This window comes from Flavobacterium solisilvae (assembly GCF_012911605.1).
In the GTDB taxonomy this organism is placed as follows: Bacteria; Bacteroidota; Bacteroidia; order Flavobacteriales; family Flavobacteriaceae; genus Flavobacterium; species Flavobacterium solisilvae.
In genome coordinates, this window is record NZ_JAAMPT010000208.1 from 161,140 (window position 1) to 177,370 (window position 16,231).

Below are 16,231 nucleotides of genomic sequence, written 5' to 3' on the forward strand. Positions count from 1 at the left end.
TTCAATGTCAAAACTTGAAACTTTCAATAAATTTTTATATTAAACTAATTAAGTGTTTTCCATAACCGCTTTTTAACAACGGTTCAGCAATTTTTTTCAATTGTTCAGCATCGATGAAACCCATTTTGAAAGCAGCTTCTTCAATAGCACCAATTTTCAATCCTTGGCGTTCTTCAATAACTTGAACAAATTGACCAGCTTGCATCAACGAATTAAATGTTCCGGTATCAAGCCAAGCTGTTCCTCTATCAAGTATGCTTACTTTTAGTTTTCCGCGACGAAGATATTCTTTATTTACATCGGTAATTTCTAGTTCACCTCGATGACTTGGTTGTATGTTTGCCGCAATTTCAACAACGCTATTGTCATAAAAATATATTCCAGGAACGGCATAATTTGACTTTGGTTTTTCTGGTTTTTCTTCAATGGATAAAACATTACCGTTTGCGTCAAAATCTACAACACCATATCGTTCTGGATCGTGAACATGATACGCATAAATAATTCCACCTTCAGGATTATTATTGGCTAATAACAAGTCGGAAAGTCCTGTTCCGTAGAAAATATTGTCGCCCAAAACCAAGGCTACTTTATCATTTCCAATAAATTCTTTTCCAATGATAAAAGCTTCTGCTAATCCATTTGGATGTTCTTGAACGGCATATTCAAATCGACAACCTAAATTGGAACCATCGCCGAGCAATTGTCTAAATAATGGTAAATCATGTGGTGTTGAAATTATCAAAATCTCTCTAATTCCTGACCAAATTAAGGTTGACAATGGATAATAAATCATCGGTTTGTCATAAATTGGCATCAACTGTTTGCTTACTGCCAAAGTCAACGGATGCAAGCGCGTTCCTGATCCGCCAGCTAATATTATTCCTTTCATAAATTATGCGTTATGTTTTGCCATCTGCTTTTTGTAGAAAGATTTAAAATATCCTACTAAAACAAATATGAAAATGAAAAGTATCGGTAATACTAATTTCATTTTTCCGTTAATTGATTCGGTATTTTTAATATTCAATACTTCAGAATTGTTTTTGACTATTTTGTCTAAATTTACTAACGAAATTCTATGTTGACCTTGTTCATACACAAGCTGATCCTTTGTTTTAATTACATCATTTAACTGAGAATTTTCATTGTAATAAACCAGTTTATCACTTTTTTGTGAACCATTTACATTAGAAGAAAAGGCATTTAACACTCCATTTATTTGTCCAATAATAGAGTCATTCTCAGCCATTTTGATCTTAACATTATTCAGGTATTCTTTTTGAATAAGTGAATAATAGTCGGATTTATTCAAATAATTCAATATAGGTGATACTGTTTTTTCATAATCAGTCTCATTTAAAGTAACGAATTTTAACAAATGATAAGGATAATTTTTACTCGTTAAACTTTCACTTAGAACCTTTTTAATATCTCCATCTTCTGACATCAACTTGATCAATTCAAAGTTTTCTTCCTTGTTCTCTATAAACTTATAAACATCTGCAATAGGTTCAATTTCAATGTCTTTGAATTTCTTTGTGTCTTTTATACCAACAATTTCTTTTAAGAAAATTGTATCATTGTCTTTTATCTTTGACTCTAAAAGATCAATTTTGGAATATAAATAATCAACACTACCAAAATTTGGCTGAACAACAATTTGATGTTCGTATACTTTTGTTGTTTTATCAAGATAAAAACCAAGTCCAGCTCCAAGAACAAACAATATTCCAACCCAAACAATGTTTCTTTTAAAAAACAAGATTGCTCTGAATATTTTAGTTGAAATTCCTTCAAAAAAATCACCTATTTTCTTAGAAAGCTGCGATAAATCAATTTCTTGATTATCGTTATTTTGAGTGTTTGTACTCATGTTTATTTGGTATTAAAGATTTGTTCTAATATTTTAATCGTAATCAAATAGGTAGGTTTTACACCTGTTGTTCCTAAACCTCCCGAAGCCAAAGTGCTTCCGGTTTCCAATGGATTATCCGATGCATAATAAGCATAACGAACTTTTACATCTTGTGGAATGCTTTTTCTAATTTTTGATGCCGATTGGATTGCTTTTTGATAATAAGCACCTTCCATTTCTAGACCGATAACTTCCCAAGTCGACTCGTGGAAAAACTTCAATAAGTCTTTATTTTGAAGTGATGTTCCCAAAACGGTAACCATTGGTCCAGCATAAACCGGAATGTCATTTCCTTCAAACATCTCGGCTGTTAATTCATTTTCAAACGGATAATTATCAGCAGTTCCTTCGTTAATGTGTGCCGATGGTATCATGATGTCGCCTTTTCCACCTTCCAGAATTCCAGCTTTACCCATAATAGAAACGGATTCTACATTCAAGAAAATCTTTTCTTTTCCATTTTTATATGGTTTCAATAATTCATCGATGGTTTCAAAAGCTTGTTCGCCAAAAGCATAATCCATAACGATTAAAACTGGAGCTAATTTTCCAACTTTTGCCGATGGAAAAGCGGTTTTCTTCCAATCGAATTTTGCAGTGTCAAAAATTTGAACGTCAATATTCGTTCCTGATTCGTCTGGCATGGAAATCATTCCGTTTTGTAATGCAAAATCCTCAACTTTTTTACGAAGTTCTTTATTTCCCGAAGCACTTAAATCTTCATAAATTTGATATTCAGGTTTTCCTTTGTATTTCGTTGCTAAAACACTTGGTGCAAAAACCGAATTCATCACACTATGCATATTTGCACTAATGATATGAATTGGTCTTTCCAAAAGGTTGTTTTCTTTTAATTTATTCTTAATGGAATTTGCCCAAATCTCGCCATGAATGTGATGTCCAAGGCGTTCTCTTAAAATTGGACTGAATGTGATAGTTCTTTTATTATTATCAACAATTTCTTCGATAGCAATTTTTCCTAACCAATAAATTACGTGCAAAAATCTATCCGGTTTTTCAGCAGTTCCAAATGCATCATAAATATCCAAAACTTCCGAAAAACTTCTTCCTAAAACATTAGATGCATGTGAGATAGCAATTTCTTTTTCTTTTTGTGTTAACTTTTTGTTTTGAAGAACAGTTTGTTCCAACTTTTGCCAATCGCGTGTTACCTCAACTTCAATGTCGTCCAATAAAACTCTATCCTTAATTTTATGTGATTCAATGAAAATAAAGGTCAAATGTGTCAAAATATCATAGATATCCGAACGTCCGCGTGTAATTTCAACATTCATTTGTTCTTCGTCAATACGATAACAATTACGTTTTCTTTTTGGCGGAACAATCGCTTGAAAATGGGATTTTGAATAACCTTCGTCTGAAGTTAAATTGATGTAACGACATTCTTCAATGCCAACAGGAAGTCGTTCGATAACATAAAGTAAACCGTTAAGTTCTACTTTTTCTTCGGCAATACTTCCATAAATTTCTGGTCTAAGAGAAAGTAAAGCTTCTCTCAAAGTTTCTCCCGAAACACCCATTGGTTTATAAAAACCTCTGTTAAATAAATGTCTCATGGTAATGTACAGTCGTTCAATAGCTGCTGACGACTCTTGCGCTCGTGAGCGCGAAATGTTTTTAATTTCCTTCATTAAATTTTGTTTTCTAACCTGCAAATATACGGATTTTGCCGTTTAATTGGTTAGGATAAGGTTAATTGCTGGTTGATAAGCGTCAATTTTTGTTGTTATTCCTTTGGTTTCTGCTGTTTCTTTTATCCATTTTCCACCCGAAAACGTGTAGATAAAATCTCTGTTTATGTAGTTATAAAGTAACAACGGATAGTAAATTCGCTGTATTTTGGTTGCTTTGGTATTTGGATCGGTGATGGTTTTTTCTTCTTTGTTGCTCTCAATCATTAGTTTTTCAAAACCTACAAAAATTCCCGTTTTTGGAATTGATAAATTGAATTTAGAAACATTGATTTTATTGTTTCTTCCGCCTTTTTTAATGGTAACGATGAAGTCTTTTTTCAAGAGTTTTTCTCCCGGTAATCCGTTTTCGTCCACAGCATAAAAATGAATTTTTAATGTGGCTGTTTCGAGTTTACTGTCGGTTAGAATTCTAACTTGTTTAATGTATCTTGTGCTTTTGTATTTTGGATTATATGGGAAATATTTAACATCAATTTTTGGTCCGTTTTCAAAAGCTTGAAGAATTGAATTTTCTACTTGACCAATTTCTATTTCTTTGGTTTCTTTTTTGTTGACAATAACTATTTCGTTGAGTTCATTAGTTTGTGATTGCAGGACGACTTTTTTGGCTTCGGAGAGTTTTATTATTTTTTTCTCAAAACCAAGAATGGAGAAAATCAAATTCTTGTTTCCGTCGCTACTGTCGATAACGAAAGTTCCGTCTTCTTCGGATGTTGTTCCAATGTTTTCGCCTTCAACCCAAATGTTGACATAAGGAATTGGTAGGTTGTTTTCATCAACCACAATGCCTGTGGTTTGGGCAGAAACCCAAATTGTTTCTAGAAAAAATAATACTATAAAAATGTTTATTTTCATTCCTTTTATTTCCTTTTTAGCCCCGATTGAAGCATGTATCCTTTTTGTTTTTTGGCGATTTGCATCTCGACTGCGCTCGATGTGACAAAAAGATACTGCGAAAAGCGGGAAAATGGTAGGCAAAAATGCCCGAGCTTTTCGCTTCTAATTATTGAAAAAATCAGCAATTTTTCTGTCGTTGCTCAATCTTGGTAATTTATTTTGTCCGCCGAGTTTCCCAATGGATTTCATGTATTCTTGAAAACCGTTTTTTGGCACTTTGGTTATCACGAGCGTTCGCAAAACGTTGCCAACAATCAAATCGTCGTAATAAACGTTTTGTTTTCGCATGGCATTGTCGATTTTCATGGCAAATTCTTCCATATTTTCAGGTTCGCTTTCGAATTCGATAAACCATTCGTGATACGGCAATCCTTGATTTGGATTGATTTGTGGCGCAACGGTAAATTCGTTGACACTAATGGTTGTATTTTCCATGGCTTCTTTGAGCGCTGTTTCAACTTCTTTGCCGATAACGTGCTCACCAAATGCCGAAATATAATGCTTAATTCTGCCCGAAACAATCACTCTGTAAGGTTTCAAACTCGTGAACTGAACGGTATCACCGATGTTGTAAGCCCAAAGTCCGGCGTTGGTAGAAAGCAACAAAACGTAGTTTACGCCAAGTTCGACTTCGCCAATGGTGTAACGTTTTGGATTGGTTGTAAAAAATTCTTCTGATTTTACAAATTCGTAGAAAATTTCAGAATTTAAAAGCAGTAACATTCCTTTTTCTTTTTGCGAATCTTGATAGGCAAAAAATCCTTCGGAAGCTGGAAAAAGTTCGATAGAATCTACTTTTCGCCCGATGAGTTTTTCAAATTTGGCTCGATAAGGTTCATAATTTACGCCGCCATAAATGAACAAATTGAAGTTTTTGAAAATTTCGCCAACAGGTTTTCCTCCTTTTTGTTCTAATTTTTCAAAATACATTTGCACCCAAGACGGAATTCCCGAAATGACGCTCATATCTTCGTTGAACGTTTCTTCGACAATCGCATCTACTTTGGTTTCCCAATCGTCAATACAATTGGTTTCCCAGCTTGGCATTCGGTTTTTTTGAAGGTATTTTGGAACAAAATGCGCTACAATTCCTGAAAGTCGCCCGAGTTTAATTCCGTTTTTATCTTCTAAAATTGGACTTCCTTGCAGGAAAATCATTTTGCCATCAACAAAATCTGCTTTTCCAGTTTCATGAATGTAACTTAAAATAGCGTTTCGCGCTGCTTGAATATGAAAAGGCATTGATTCTTTGGTAAGCGGAATGTATTTTGCTCCCGATGTTGTTCCTGAAGTTTTGGCAAAATAAATTGGTTTTCCTTTCCAAAGTATGTTTTCTTCGCCTTTGACCATTCGGTCAACATAAGGTCGAAGTTCTTCGTAATCTCTTATTGGAACTTGCTTTGCAAAGTCTTCAAAAGTTTTTATTTCGGAAAAATGATGGTCTTTTCCAAAAACGGTATCTTTTGCTTGATGAATTAATTCTTGGAAAACGTTGCGTTGGGTTTCCACAGGATTATTTGCCCAAGCTTGGGTTTTTTTATGGATATGTTTGGCAAATAATTGGGCTGCAAATGACTTAATCGACATAATTCTAAAGATTTGGGAAATTCTTTTTGATGGCTTTTTCAGTTGTATAAAATAAGAAAACACAAACCAAAATTGACAATCCAATTCCAACGATTAACTGAACTTTTTCATCAGGATGAAATACCATTCCTAAAAACGAAATAGCAACCAAAAACAGTCCGCTTTGTATCATTTTAATGGACGAATACTTTTGGGAGAAATTCCAAACTTCTTGATTTTTCATTGAATTTCCTGTTCGATATCCGTATAAATAATTGATATTTTTTGGCGGAAATCGTAGCATAATTAAAGCCGTAATGACAAAAATAATACCGATTAAAAAAGGCATAAAAAACAGATTTTCAATTATATATATTAAAATTGCTTCCATGTTATTCAAATTTTATAAAAATACTTGGATCGATTGGGAAACCATCTTTCCATAGTTCAAAATGCAGATGAATTCCGGTTGATTCGCTTCCGGTGGAACCGGCAAGTGCAATTACTTCTCCAGTTTTCACAGTATCGCCTTGACTTGCTGTTAATGATGCCGCGTGTTTATAAGCCGAAATAAATCCGTTATTATGACGAATGATAATTACATTTCCGGTTGACGGAGTCCAATCGGCAAAAATGACTGTTCCGCTAAGCGTAGCTTTTATCGGTGTGTTTTTTGCCAAAGCAACATCTACTGCAAAATGCTTGTTTTTTGGATTAAACTTTTCAGTGATAATTCCTTTTGCTGGCGCAAATAATACAATACTAACCTTTGGTTTTGCTTTTTCAAAAAGATTGTATTTGTCTTCTTGATTTACTGTTTCTCTGAGTTTTAATTCATCTTTACTTGGTTGTAAATCGTCTTCTTCAACGGTTTCTGTTGCCGAAACTAAAAGCGAATCTTTACTGAATTTTGTATAATCTAAATCGCCTGTTAATACTTTTTTGATAGATGCAATGTAGGCTTCGTTTTTTTTCAATGCTAAAGCTAATGAATCTGATTTTAAAGCTAATTCAGTAGCATCTTTTTTCAATTTTGATGAAGCATAACCTGGAATATATTCGCGAAGCGGTGTAAAAGCAATGATGAATGTAGTCACAAAAATAATCAGCAAAGCACCAACTGTTGCTACCACAAAAACATTCATTAAAGTTAATCGCAACGAAAAAATTTCTTCAAAAGTGTCTTCATTCAAAATAACCAAACGGTTTTTTGTGAATAGCTTTTTCTTGATGATTTTTCGTTTCAGTCTTTTTTCAGACATGTTTTTTAGTATTGTTTTACAAATATAGAAATTATATATTTTATAGTTTAAACGAACTTTAAGCACATTTATTATAGTTTTAAGACAAATACATTCATTTTCTTTTTACCTTTGCTTCATTATTCAAATTAAAAATCAGCGAAAGCTTAAAAATTTATATCATGGGAAGATTTGGTATGACCGAAATAATCGTAATTTTAGTGATTGTTTTGTTGCTTTTTGGAGGTAAAAAAATTCCAGAATTGATGAAAGGTCTTGGAACTGGAATTAAGGAATTTAAAGACGCTTCAAAAGGTGAAGAAAAACAACCTGCAAATTCTAAAAAAGAAGAAGAATCTAAATAAATAGTAAATTCCAATTTTTAAAATTCCAAATTCCATTTGTAAACAATTGGAATTTGGAATTTTGTTTTTTACTTATTAAAGTATCATCGTCAGCTGAATTCGTTTTCGGTCTTCATCAACCTCAACCACTTTTACTTGAACGTGTTGGTGTAATTTTACCACTTCATTTACATCAGAAACAAATCCTTCTTTGAGTTGCGAAATATGAACCAAACCGCTTTCTTTTATTCCAATATCGACAAAGCAACCAAAAGCTGTAATGTTGTTGACAATTCCAGGTAAAATCATTCCAGTTTTTATATTTTTTATGGAAGTTACGCTTGGATCAAATTCAAAAACTTTTGCCGCTTTTCTTGGATCTAATCCTGGTTTTTCAAGTTCTTTTAAAATGTCTTTTATTCCCAAAATTCCAATTTCGTTGGTGATGTAATTTTCGGGTTTTATTAAGGCGATTTTTTCTTTGTTTGCGATTAATTCGTTAGTTTTTAATCCTAAATCTTTAGCCATTTTTTCCACAACTGGATAAGCTTCGGGATGAACTGCCGAATTATCTAACGGATTTTTTCCATCTTTTATTCGGATGAATGCTGCAGCTTGTTGGTATGCTTTTTCGCCCAAACGCGGTACTTTTTTAATCTGTTTTCGGTCTTCAAAAGGTCCGTTTTCCGAACGATATGCCACGATATTTTCCGCCATCTTCTCGCCTATTCCAGAAACATAACTCAACAACGATTTACTTGCCGTATTGATGTTAATTCCAACCGAATTCACACAACGAACTACGGTATTGTCTAATTCTTCTTTTAGTTTGGTTTGGTCAACATCATGTTGGTATTGTCCAACTCCAATGGATTTTGCATCGATTTTTACCAATTCTGCCAACGGATCGGAAAGTCTACGGCCAATGGAAACCGAACCACGAACGGTTACATCATAATTTGGAAATTCATCACGAGCAATTTTACTCGCTGAATAAACCGATGCGCCAGCTTCTGAAACTACAAAAACTTGAACTGGCTTATCGAAAGCTATTTTTTTGATGAAAAATTCGGTTTCGCGAGAAGCTGTTCCGTTTCCGATAGAAATAGCTTCAATGTTATAAGCATTAACCATCGAACGGATTTTTTTCATCGCCATTGCGCTTTCATTTTGTGGTTGATGCGGATAAATGGTTTCGTTGTACAACAAATCGCCTTTTTCGTCGAGGCAAACTACTTTACAACCGCTGCGAAAACCTGGATCGATTGCCAAAATACGTTTTTCGCCCAATGGTGGCGCAAGCAAAAGTTGTCCTAAATTGGAAGCAAAAACATCGATGGCAGTTTTATCAGCTTTGGCTTTAAATTCCTGCAAAGTTTCATTAGAAATTGCAGGATGAAGTAATCGTTTATAACTGTCTTCGATTGCCAATTGAACATGAGAAATTGCTGTACTATTTCCGTTTTTAATGATTAAATTGTCAATTAAATCGTAGGTTTCATCAATATCGGTTTCGATTTTAAGTTTTATAAAACCTTCATTTTCGGCTCGAAGCATGGCTAACAATCGGTGCGATGGTGCTTTTGAAATTGGTTCAGACCAATCGAAATATTGTTTGAATTTTTGAGCTTCTTCTTCATCGGCTTTCTTTTTTACCACTTTGGTTTCAATAACCGCTTTCTTGTTATACAATCGGCGTAAACTTTGACGAACGGCTATATTTTCGTTAATCCATTCGGCTATAATGTCACGCGCACCTTGCAAAGCTTCATCTTCGTTGGCAACATTTTTATTCAAATATTTAGACGAAATGAAGTCGATATCATCGTTTCCTTGCGACATGATTATTTTTGCCAAAGGTTCCAATCCGTTCTCGCGAGCAACATCGGCTTTGGTTTTTTTCTTCTTTTTATAAGGCAAATACAAATCTTCTATTTCTTGTAAATCGAATGATTTCTCTATTTTAGATTTTAATTCTGATGTAAGTTGTCCTTGTTCTTCAATCGATTTTAAAATACTTTCTTTTCGTTTAACAATTTCGTCGTATTGCTTAGAAAGTTTGGCAATTTGCTCAATTATTACTTCATCTAAATTTCCGGTTTGGTCTTTTCGATAACGAGAAATAAACGGAATGGTGCAATCTTCGTTTAGTAAATTAATGGTATTTTCAATTCCTTTTATCGGAGCATTGATTTGGTTTTGAATAAATTGTATGTTGGTCATACTTTGTTAAATTGTATTAAATACTGATTAAATTAGTTTATCAGTCCATTGGAATAAGTTACTGCATCATAAATATCAAATCCTATTTTCATGTAAAAAAGACCAAATGGTAAATTAATTAGAATTAAAAATAATGAAAATAGAACGGGTTTAATTTTATTTTTATTCCTGAAAACACTATATAACAATATAAAAGATATAAACGTATTTATTGGTACAGCGATTAATAAAAAAAAAAGACTTAAATAAATAATACCATGAAAATTTGTAAAATAATATGTAGTGATAATCAAAGAACTTAATAAAAAAGTAAAAAGAGCAATCTTTCTACTAATTAAAATTTGACTGTCAATATTATTTAAAAATTCTTTCATTTATGAACAAGCTATTTTATTCACTCGATTAGCATGTCTTCCGCCTTCAAAATCGGTAGTTAAAAATGTATCCACAATATCAACAGCTTGTTGAATTGAAGTAAATCGCGCCGGAATACTTATTACGTTTGCATTGTTGTGTTGGCGCGCTAGCGCCGAAACTTCTTTGGTCCAACAAAGTGCTGCGCGAATTCCTTGGTGTTTGTTTGCTGTCATTGCAATTCCGTTTCCAGAACCACAAATTACAATTCCTAAATCGGCTTTACCTGTTTCCACATCAATTGCAACCGGATGACCAAAATCAGGATAATCAACACTATCAAAAGTATCGGTTCCGTGGTTTAAAATTTCGTGTCCTTTTGATTGTAAATAATTTACAATAGCAATTTTGTAATCTGGTCCAGCGTGGTCGTTTCCAATTGAAATTTTCATAGTGTTTTGTGTGTTGTTTTATGCTACAAATTTAAGTAAAGTATTGGTTTATTTTTAGGTTTATTCTAACTACTTGATTATTAAAATATAAGAAAAAAAGATTGTTGCTTATTTTTTATAAGTAACTCAAAATCATTGTGTGTTTTTTTTAAAAAATGTTAAAATTTTAGTATGTTAATAGTGTTTTGTAATTATCTCATATTCAGTTAACTTTAATTTAACATCAATTGTTAACAACTTTGGATAGAAAATTAGAAGTTTTTTTAGGTTGTATCGGTATAATTTGTAATCAAAAATTTGATTGAGAAAATCAAATTTAGTTTCGTCTTTTTTTAGAAAAATTATCAGCATTCAAAACCTAGTTTTCAACAGAAATTAACAACTAAACTTATTAGCATTTTTAGTTGTTTTTTATATGTTAACAACTGTTAATAAAAACTAAAATTTTATTCATTTTTAGAACTTTACAATTTCTTTACATTGTTAATTTCTCTGTATAAGTTTAGAAAACTTTTAAAAGGTAATTTTTTTAGAAAAGTTATTGTAACTATTAACACGCTATAATAACCATCATTTTTTTTAAATTTTTTAAAATTCTTTTTTGTTGTTTTAACTATATGTTGACAACTTTCAGTTTTTAAACAATATTTAGATTGTTATTTAAGTTATCTAAAATGGTTTGAACAATTTCTTTATCGTTTGGATGAATTTTTAATTTTATTCCGCCAAAAGCTATACTGGCAAAAGGATCAACTGAAACAATCGTTTCATTTTCGAAGTAATGAACAATACCTTCGTTTTCTAAAACAGATTTTAGAACTACAATTTCCTGAGGAAAATTAAAGATAGCAATCGTAATGAAATCTGTCATTTGATGATTTTTTATAAAGATAATAAATGTTATTTTTTAATTAAAACTATTCACTATTTACTAATTACTAATTACTATTTCGTAATTTTCAGCATTAATAGAAAAGATACAATGAGTAAGAAACCTAAAAAGTTTGGAAAAAAAGTAAAAACATTTTCCGAAAAGATATTTAAAATACTATCTAAAAATGCCAATAAACCATTCAATTATAAACAAATAGCTGCTATTCTTGAATTGGATGATACTAAAAGTAGAAACGAAATTATCAAAGATTTAAAAATTCTTGCGGCTCAAAAACTGATTATAGAAACTGAACCAGGAAAGTATTTAGTTAAAGCTACAAGTCAAAAATACTACGAAGGAAAAATCGATATGACCAGTCGAAAAACAGGTTATTTTGTTTCTGATGAACTAGAAAATGACGTTTTTGTTCCTTTTGTAAACTTAAATCACGCTTTGGATGGCGATACCGTAAAAGCATATGTTTATGACCGAAGAAGTTCTAGAAAACCCGAAGCCGAAGTGCTTGAAATTTTGGAACGTGCCAAAGAAGAATTTGTTGGAGTTATTGATATTCAAAAGAATTTTGGATTTGTAACCACTGCAAATGCTAAAATGTACACCGATATTTTTATTCCAAAAAATAAATTAGCCGATGCTGAACATGGTGATGTTGTTTTAGTTAAAATGGAAGATTGGCCAGCAAAAGCTGATTCTCCTTTTGGTTCCGTGATTAAAGTTCTTGGAAAACCAGGCGAACATAATACCGAAATTCATGCGATTTTAGCCGAATATGGTTTGCCGTATGATTTTCCTATTGAAGTTGAAGCTTATGCTAATAAAATTGATACTTCGATAACTGCCGATGAAATAGCGAAACGACGTGATATGCGCGATGTTTTGACATTTACCATTGATCCAAAAGATGCAAAAGATTTTGATGATGCGTTGTCATTTCAGGTTTTAGAGAATGGAAATTTTGAAATTGGAGTTCATATTGCCGATGTTTCTCATTATTTGAAAGAAGGAACAATTTTAGACGATGAAGCTTATAAAAGAGCAACTTCGGTATATTTGGTTGACAGAGTTGTTCCAATGTTGCCTGAAGTTTTATCAAATTTTGCTTGTTCACTTCGTCCACATGAAGAAAAATATACGTTTTCGGCTGTTTTTGAATTAAATCCAAAAGCTGAAGTTGTCAATCAATGGTTTGGTCGAACTGTGATTTATTCTGATCAACGATTTGCTTATGAAGAAGCACAAAGTATAATTGAGACAAAATCGGACGTTATTCCGGCTGAAATTTCACTTACTGGAAGCAAATATCAAGTTCCAAAACCAATAGTTGAAGCTACTTTAAAACTGGATGAATTGGCTAAAATTCTTCGTAGAAAAAGAATGTCAGCTGGTGCAATTTCATTTGATAAAGTAGAAGTCAAATTCAATTTGGATGAAAATGCCGAACCTGTTGGAGTTTTCTTTAAAGTTTCTAAAGATGCTAATCATTTGATTGAAGAATTTATGCTTTTAGCCAATAGAAAAGTGGCTGAATTTATTGGGAAGCAAAAGAAAACTTTTGTGTATAGAATTCACGATGAACCTAATGAAGATAAGTTAATTAACCTTCAAACGGTTATTTCGAAATTTGGATATTCCATCAATATGAAATCCAAACAAGATATTTCAAAATCGTTGAATAATTTATTGAATGAAGTAAACGGTAAAAAAGAGCAAAATTTAGTTGATACATTAACTATTCGAAGTATGAGTAAAGCTAAATATTCTACAGATAATATTGGTCATTATGGATTAGCATTTGATTATTACAGTCATTTTACATCGCCAATTCGAAGATATCCAGATGTAATGGTTCATAGATTATTACAATTTTACTTAGATGGAGGAAAATCTGCTGATGCTGAAATTTACGAAGAAAAATGTGCTCATTCTAGTGATATGGAAGGTTTAGCTGCACAAGCCGAAAGAGATTCAATAAAATACATGCAAGTAAAATACATGCAAGATCATAAAGATCAGGAGTTTTTAGGTGTAATTTCTGGTGTAACCGAATGGGGAATTTATGTTGAAATCGTTGAAAATAAATGTGAAGGAATGGTTCGAATTCGTGAAATAAAAGAAGATTATTACACGTTTGATGAAAAACAATATGCTTTAGTTGGTCAAGCAACTCAAAGTATTTTACAACTTGGAGATGAAGTTTTTGTAAAAGTAAAAAGTGCCGATTTAGTTAAAAAACAACTAGATTTTCACTTTATTAGAAGAAATGAGTAAGTGGTATAAAATAGTTGGAATTATTACATTGGTAATTTTGTTTTTAGTTATCAATTTTTTATGGTTTTTATATGGAGCATCAAGTCATAAAATTCCAGAATATATACATGATAGATTTAAGATAACTAATGTAATCTTTATTTTAATTTTTGTATTTATAATCTACCTAAATAAAAAAAATAATGAAAAAAATAATTTATAGTTTATTAGTATTCAGTTCAATAGCATTTGGACAAACAGAAAAAAATGTGGGTGATTTTATTAAAGTTACTTCATTTGATCAAATAGATGTTTTCTTGGTTAAAAGCAATGAAAATAAAGCTGTAATCGATGGAAAAGGAGCAAACGAAGTGGAATTTGTGAATAAAAACGGCGAATTAAAAATCAGAATGCCTTTAAGTAAAATGCTGAAAGGTGATAATATTTCGGTAACACTTTATTATAAAAATATCGAAGCTGTTGAAGCTAATGAAGGTTCAAGAATTGCTTGTGGCGATGAAATCAAAACTGTTGCATTCGATATAAAAGTAAAAGAAGGTTCAGAAGTAAAATTGAAACTTGATGTTCAAAAATTAACAGCCAGAGTGGCAAACGGTTCAAAAATTGAAGTTACAGGAAATGCTGTAAATCAAGATGTTTTAGCTAATTCAGGCGGAATTTATGATGGTAAAGATTTAAAGACAAATCAAACTACTATTACTGCAAATGCTGGTGGTGAAGCCGATATTTTTGCAAGCGATTTTGTTGATGCAAAAGTCCGTGCTGGTGGTGATATTTCCATTTATGGAAAACCTAAACAAATTAACCAAAAAGTTGTTGCTGGCGGAAATATTTCAGAAGCAAAATAAGATAACTAAAGAGTAATTAGTGATTAGTAAATAGTTTTTTTAATTTTGTTTTTACATTAAATTTGCTATTCACTAACCACTTTTTACTAATTACTAAATAACAGTCACTTGATATTAAACGATATTTTATCTGCCATTCCGCTTGGTTTTCTACTTAGTTTTATGATTGGTCCGGTGTTTTTTGTACTACTGGAAACCAGTGTAGTAAAAGGATTTAGAGCTGCAGTTGTCTTTGATTTAGGAGTTGTTTTTGCTGATATTGTATTTATTTTAATAGCTTTTTTTAGTAGTTATCGATTGATACAAAGTATAAAAGATGATCCAGCATTGTTTATTTTTGGTGGATTAGTTATGCTTACTTATGGTATTATTTCATTTGTTAAAAATAAAAAAGAATCAAAGAAAAGCTTAGATGAAATTGACCCGAAAGAATTAGCAAAAACTAATTATTTTTCACTTTTTATCAAAGGTTTTTTCCTGAATTTTATCAATATCGGAGTACTTGGGTTTTGGTTGGCAATTCTAATTACAATTGGTCCACAATTGGAGTTAAAAGCATCTCGAATGATTACTTTTTTCTCTACATTAATTGTTAGTTATTTTATTACTGATATTTTTAAAATATTGTTAGCTAAACAATTACGTAATAAATTAAACCCAAAAAACATTCTTTTAATCAAAAAATTTATCAGTATTGTTTTGATTATTTGTGGTGTAGTTTTACTATCACAAGCTTGGTTTCCACAAGAAAGAAAGATTGTAAATTCTGCTTTTGAAAACTTAGAACAGAAGAAATAATATTTTTTTTTGTCATTCCGACGAAGGAGGAATCTTATCATTATTTTAAAATCAAAATTACTTAGTAAATGAGATTCTTCGTTCCTCAGAATGACAATTTTACAGCTAAATATTTAACTTTAATTAATTTTTACTAAAAATTAAAAACAAAAAAAACCTCCTAATTTCTTAGAAGGTTTTTGAGGCATCGTCCGGATTCGAACCGGAGTATACGGTTTTGCAGACCGGTGCCTAGCCGCTCGGCCACGATGCCAGTTGGACGGCAAATATATAAAACAATTAATAATTAATAATTAAAAATTAAAAATTAATTTCGATATTCTTCCATTTCAATAGTAACTGCTTCAACATCACCTCCGATTGGTGGATTTAGTTTTGAAACCGCTAATAGAATTCTAGAAACAGAAGGTATTTCATCAAAAATTCTTTTTATAATTCGATGCGCAACATGTTCTAATAATTTAGAACGAATTGCCATTTCTTCTTCCACAATTTTGTTTAAAAGCACATAATCAACGGTATCTTTTAACTCGTCTGATAATGCAGATTTTCTCAAATCGGTTTTAATTTCAAGATCAACGCGATAGTCTGAACCTATTCTTCCTTCTTCTTCCAAACAACCATGAAATGAAAAAGTTCGTATGTTTTGTAGTTTAATTGTTCCCATTTTTTTAGTTTTCAGTCTCAGTTTTCAGTCTCAATTACAAGTTTA

The 16,231-nt window shown here is 31.7% G+C and carries 15 protein-coding genes and 1 tRNA gene; 4 read left to right on the forward strand and 12 right to left on the reverse strand.

What is annotated here, in order from left to right; all coding sequences use genetic code 11:
• Positions 1-34 precede the first annotated feature (34 nt).
• From rfbA to G6042_RS11095, 7 genes are all read right to left on the reverse strand, one after another.
• The gene (rfbA, locus tag G6042_RS11065) at positions 35-892 is read right to left on the reverse strand and encodes a glucose-1-phosphate thymidylyltransferase RfbA (RefSeq protein WP_169524498.1); all 858 of its coding nucleotides are present in this window, start codon (positions 890-892) and stop codon (positions 35-37) included.
• A gap of 3 nt (positions 893-895) precedes the next feature.
• The gene (locus tag G6042_RS11070; protein WP_169524499.1) at positions 896-1,876 is read right to left on the reverse strand and encodes a hypothetical protein; all 981 of its coding nucleotides are present in this window, start codon (positions 1,874-1,876) and stop codon (positions 896-898) included.
• Positions 1,877-1,878: 2 nt separating this feature from the next.
• Complete coding sequence (locus G6042_RS11075) at positions 1,879-3,570, reverse strand: DUF6909 family protein (RefSeq protein ID WP_169524500.1); 1,692 nt, start codon at positions 3,568-3,570, stop codon at positions 1,879-1,881.
• Positions 3,571-3,612: 42 nt separating this feature from the next.
• Positions 3,613-4,488: a carboxypeptidase-like regulatory domain-containing protein gene (locus G6042_RS11080; protein WP_169524501.1), complete on the reverse strand. Its 876-nt coding sequence runs from the start codon at positions 4,486-4,488 to the stop codon at positions 3,613-3,615.
• Between the two features lie 144 nt (positions 4,489-4,632).
• Positions 4,633-6,117 (reverse strand): GH3 auxin-responsive promoter family protein, encoded by a 1,485-nt coding sequence (locus G6042_RS11085; protein ID WP_169524502.1) that lies wholly within the window; start codon positions 6,115-6,117, stop codon positions 4,633-4,635.
• A 4-nt stretch (positions 6,118-6,121) separates the two neighbouring features.
• Positions 6,122-6,487 carry an SdpI family protein gene (locus tag G6042_RS11090; protein ID WP_187656080.1) on the reverse strand — a complete coding sequence of 122 codons (366 nt, stop codon included), beginning with the start codon at positions 6,485-6,487 and terminating at the stop codon, positions 6,122-6,124.
• A gap of 1 nt (position 6,488) precedes the next feature.
• Positions 6,489-7,358 (reverse strand): M23 family metallopeptidase, encoded by an 870-nt coding sequence (locus G6042_RS11095; protein WP_169524504.1) that lies wholly within the window; start codon positions 7,356-7,358, stop codon positions 6,489-6,491.
• A 161-nt stretch (positions 7,359-7,519) separates the two neighbouring features.
• Between G6042_RS11095 and tatA the strand changes: the two genes are divergently transcribed.
• Positions 7,520-7,702, forward strand: a complete 183-nt coding sequence (gene tatA / locus G6042_RS11100) for a twin-arginine translocase TatA/TatE family subunit (RefSeq protein ID WP_169524505.1) — start codon at positions 7,520-7,522, stop codon at positions 7,700-7,702.
• A 75-nt stretch (positions 7,703-7,777) separates the two neighbouring features.
• Here the strand turns inward: tatA and G6042_RS11105 are convergent, their stop codons facing one another.
• The 3 genes from G6042_RS11105 to G6042_RS11115 all read right to left on the reverse strand — a co-directional run bounded on the left by G6042_RS11105 (position 7,778) and on the right by G6042_RS11115 (position 11,581).
• On the reverse strand, positions 7,778-9,904 hold the full coding sequence (locus tag G6042_RS11105; RefSeq protein ID WP_169524506.1) for a Tex family protein: 2,127 nt from the start codon (positions 9,902-9,904) through the stop codon (positions 7,778-7,780).
• Between the two features lie 374 nt (positions 9,905-10,278).
• Positions 10,279-10,710 (reverse strand): ribose 5-phosphate isomerase B, encoded by a 432-nt coding sequence (gene rpiB / locus G6042_RS11110; protein WP_169524507.1) that lies wholly within the window; start codon positions 10,708-10,710, stop codon positions 10,279-10,281.
• Between the two features lie 637 nt (positions 10,711-11,347).
• Positions 11,348-11,581: a DUF2007 domain-containing protein gene (locus G6042_RS11115; RefSeq protein WP_169524508.1), complete on the reverse strand. Its 234-nt coding sequence runs from the start codon at positions 11,579-11,581 to the stop codon at positions 11,348-11,350.
• 111 nt (positions 11,582-11,692) lie between these two features.
• On the opposite strand from G6042_RS11115, the gene rnr reads away from it, so the two are divergent.
• The 3 genes from rnr to G6042_RS11130 all read left to right on the forward strand — a co-directional run bounded on the left by rnr (position 11,693) and on the right by G6042_RS11130 (position 15,519).
• A complete protein-coding gene (rnr, locus tag G6042_RS11120; protein WP_169524509.1) occupies positions 11,693-13,873 on the forward strand; it encodes a ribonuclease R in 2,181 nt (726 codons plus the stop codon).
• A 182-nt stretch (positions 13,874-14,055) separates the two neighbouring features.
• Positions 14,056-14,721: a head GIN domain-containing protein gene (locus G6042_RS11125; protein WP_169524510.1), complete on the forward strand. Its 666-nt coding sequence runs from the start codon at positions 14,056-14,058 to the stop codon at positions 14,719-14,721.
• A 111-nt stretch (positions 14,722-14,832) separates the two neighbouring features.
• Positions 14,833-15,519 (forward strand): LysE family translocator, encoded by a 687-nt coding sequence (locus tag G6042_RS11130; protein ID WP_169524729.1) that lies wholly within the window; start codon positions 14,833-14,835, stop codon positions 15,517-15,519.
• A gap of 182 nt (positions 15,520-15,701) precedes the next feature.
• On the opposite strand, the gene G6042_RS11135 is transcribed toward G6042_RS11130, so the two are convergent.
• Positions 15,702-15,772: transfer RNA gene (locus tag G6042_RS11135), tRNA-Cys, on the reverse strand.
• A gap of 54 nt (positions 15,773-15,826) precedes the next feature.
• Positions 15,827-16,186 carry a dihydroneopterin aldolase gene (gene folB, locus G6042_RS11140; RefSeq protein ID WP_169524511.1) on the reverse strand — a complete coding sequence of 120 codons (360 nt, stop codon included), beginning with the start codon at positions 16,184-16,186 and terminating at the stop codon, positions 15,827-15,829.
• Positions 16,187-16,231 lie beyond the last annotated feature (45 nt).

Coding starts and splice junctions, on each gene's coding strand:
- rfbA (WP_169524498.1), bottom strand. CDS start 892: ATGAAAGGAATAATATTAGCTGGCGGATCAGGAACGCGCTTGCATCCG.
- G6042_RS11070 (WP_169524499.1), bottom strand. CDS start 1,876: ATGAGTACAAACACTCAAAATAACGATAATCAAGAAATTGATTTATCG.
- G6042_RS11075 (WP_169524500.1), bottom strand. CDS start 3,570: ATGAAGGAAATTAAAAACATTTCGCGCTCACGAGCGCAAGAGTCGTCA.
- G6042_RS11080 (WP_169524501.1), bottom strand. CDS start 4,488: ATGAAAATAAACATTTTTATAGTATTATTTTTTCTAGAAACAATTTGG.
- G6042_RS11085 (WP_169524502.1), bottom strand. CDS start 6,117: ATGTCGATTAAGTCATTTGCAGCCCAATTATTTGCCAAACATATCCAT.
- G6042_RS11090 (WP_187656080.1), bottom strand. CDS start 6,487: ATGGAAGCAATTTTAATATATATAATTGAAAATCTGTTTTTTATGCCT.
- G6042_RS11095 (WP_169524504.1), bottom strand. CDS start 7,358: ATGTCTGAAAAAAGACTGAAACGAAAAATCATCAAGAAAAAGCTATTC.
- tatA (WP_169524505.1), top strand. CDS start 7,520: ATGGGAAGATTTGGTATGACCGAAATAATCGTAATTTTAGTGATTGTT.
- G6042_RS11105 (WP_169524506.1), bottom strand. CDS start 9,904: ATGACCAACATACAATTTATTCAAAACCAAATCAATGCTCCGATAAAA.
- rpiB (WP_169524507.1), bottom strand. CDS start 10,710: ATGAAAATTTCAATTGGAAACGACCACGCTGGACCAGATTACAAAATT.
- G6042_RS11115 (WP_169524508.1), bottom strand. CDS start 11,581: ATGACAGATTTCATTACGATTGCTATCTTTAATTTTCCTCAGGAAATT.
- rnr (WP_169524509.1), top strand. CDS start 11,693: ATGAGTAAGAAACCTAAAAAGTTTGGAAAAAAAGTAAAAACATTTTCC.
- G6042_RS11125 (WP_169524510.1), top strand. CDS start 14,056: ATGAAAAAAATAATTTATAGTTTATTAGTATTCAGTTCAATAGCATTT.
- folB (WP_169524511.1), bottom strand. CDS start 16,186: ATGGGAACAATTAAACTACAAAACATACGAACTTTTTCATTTCATGGT.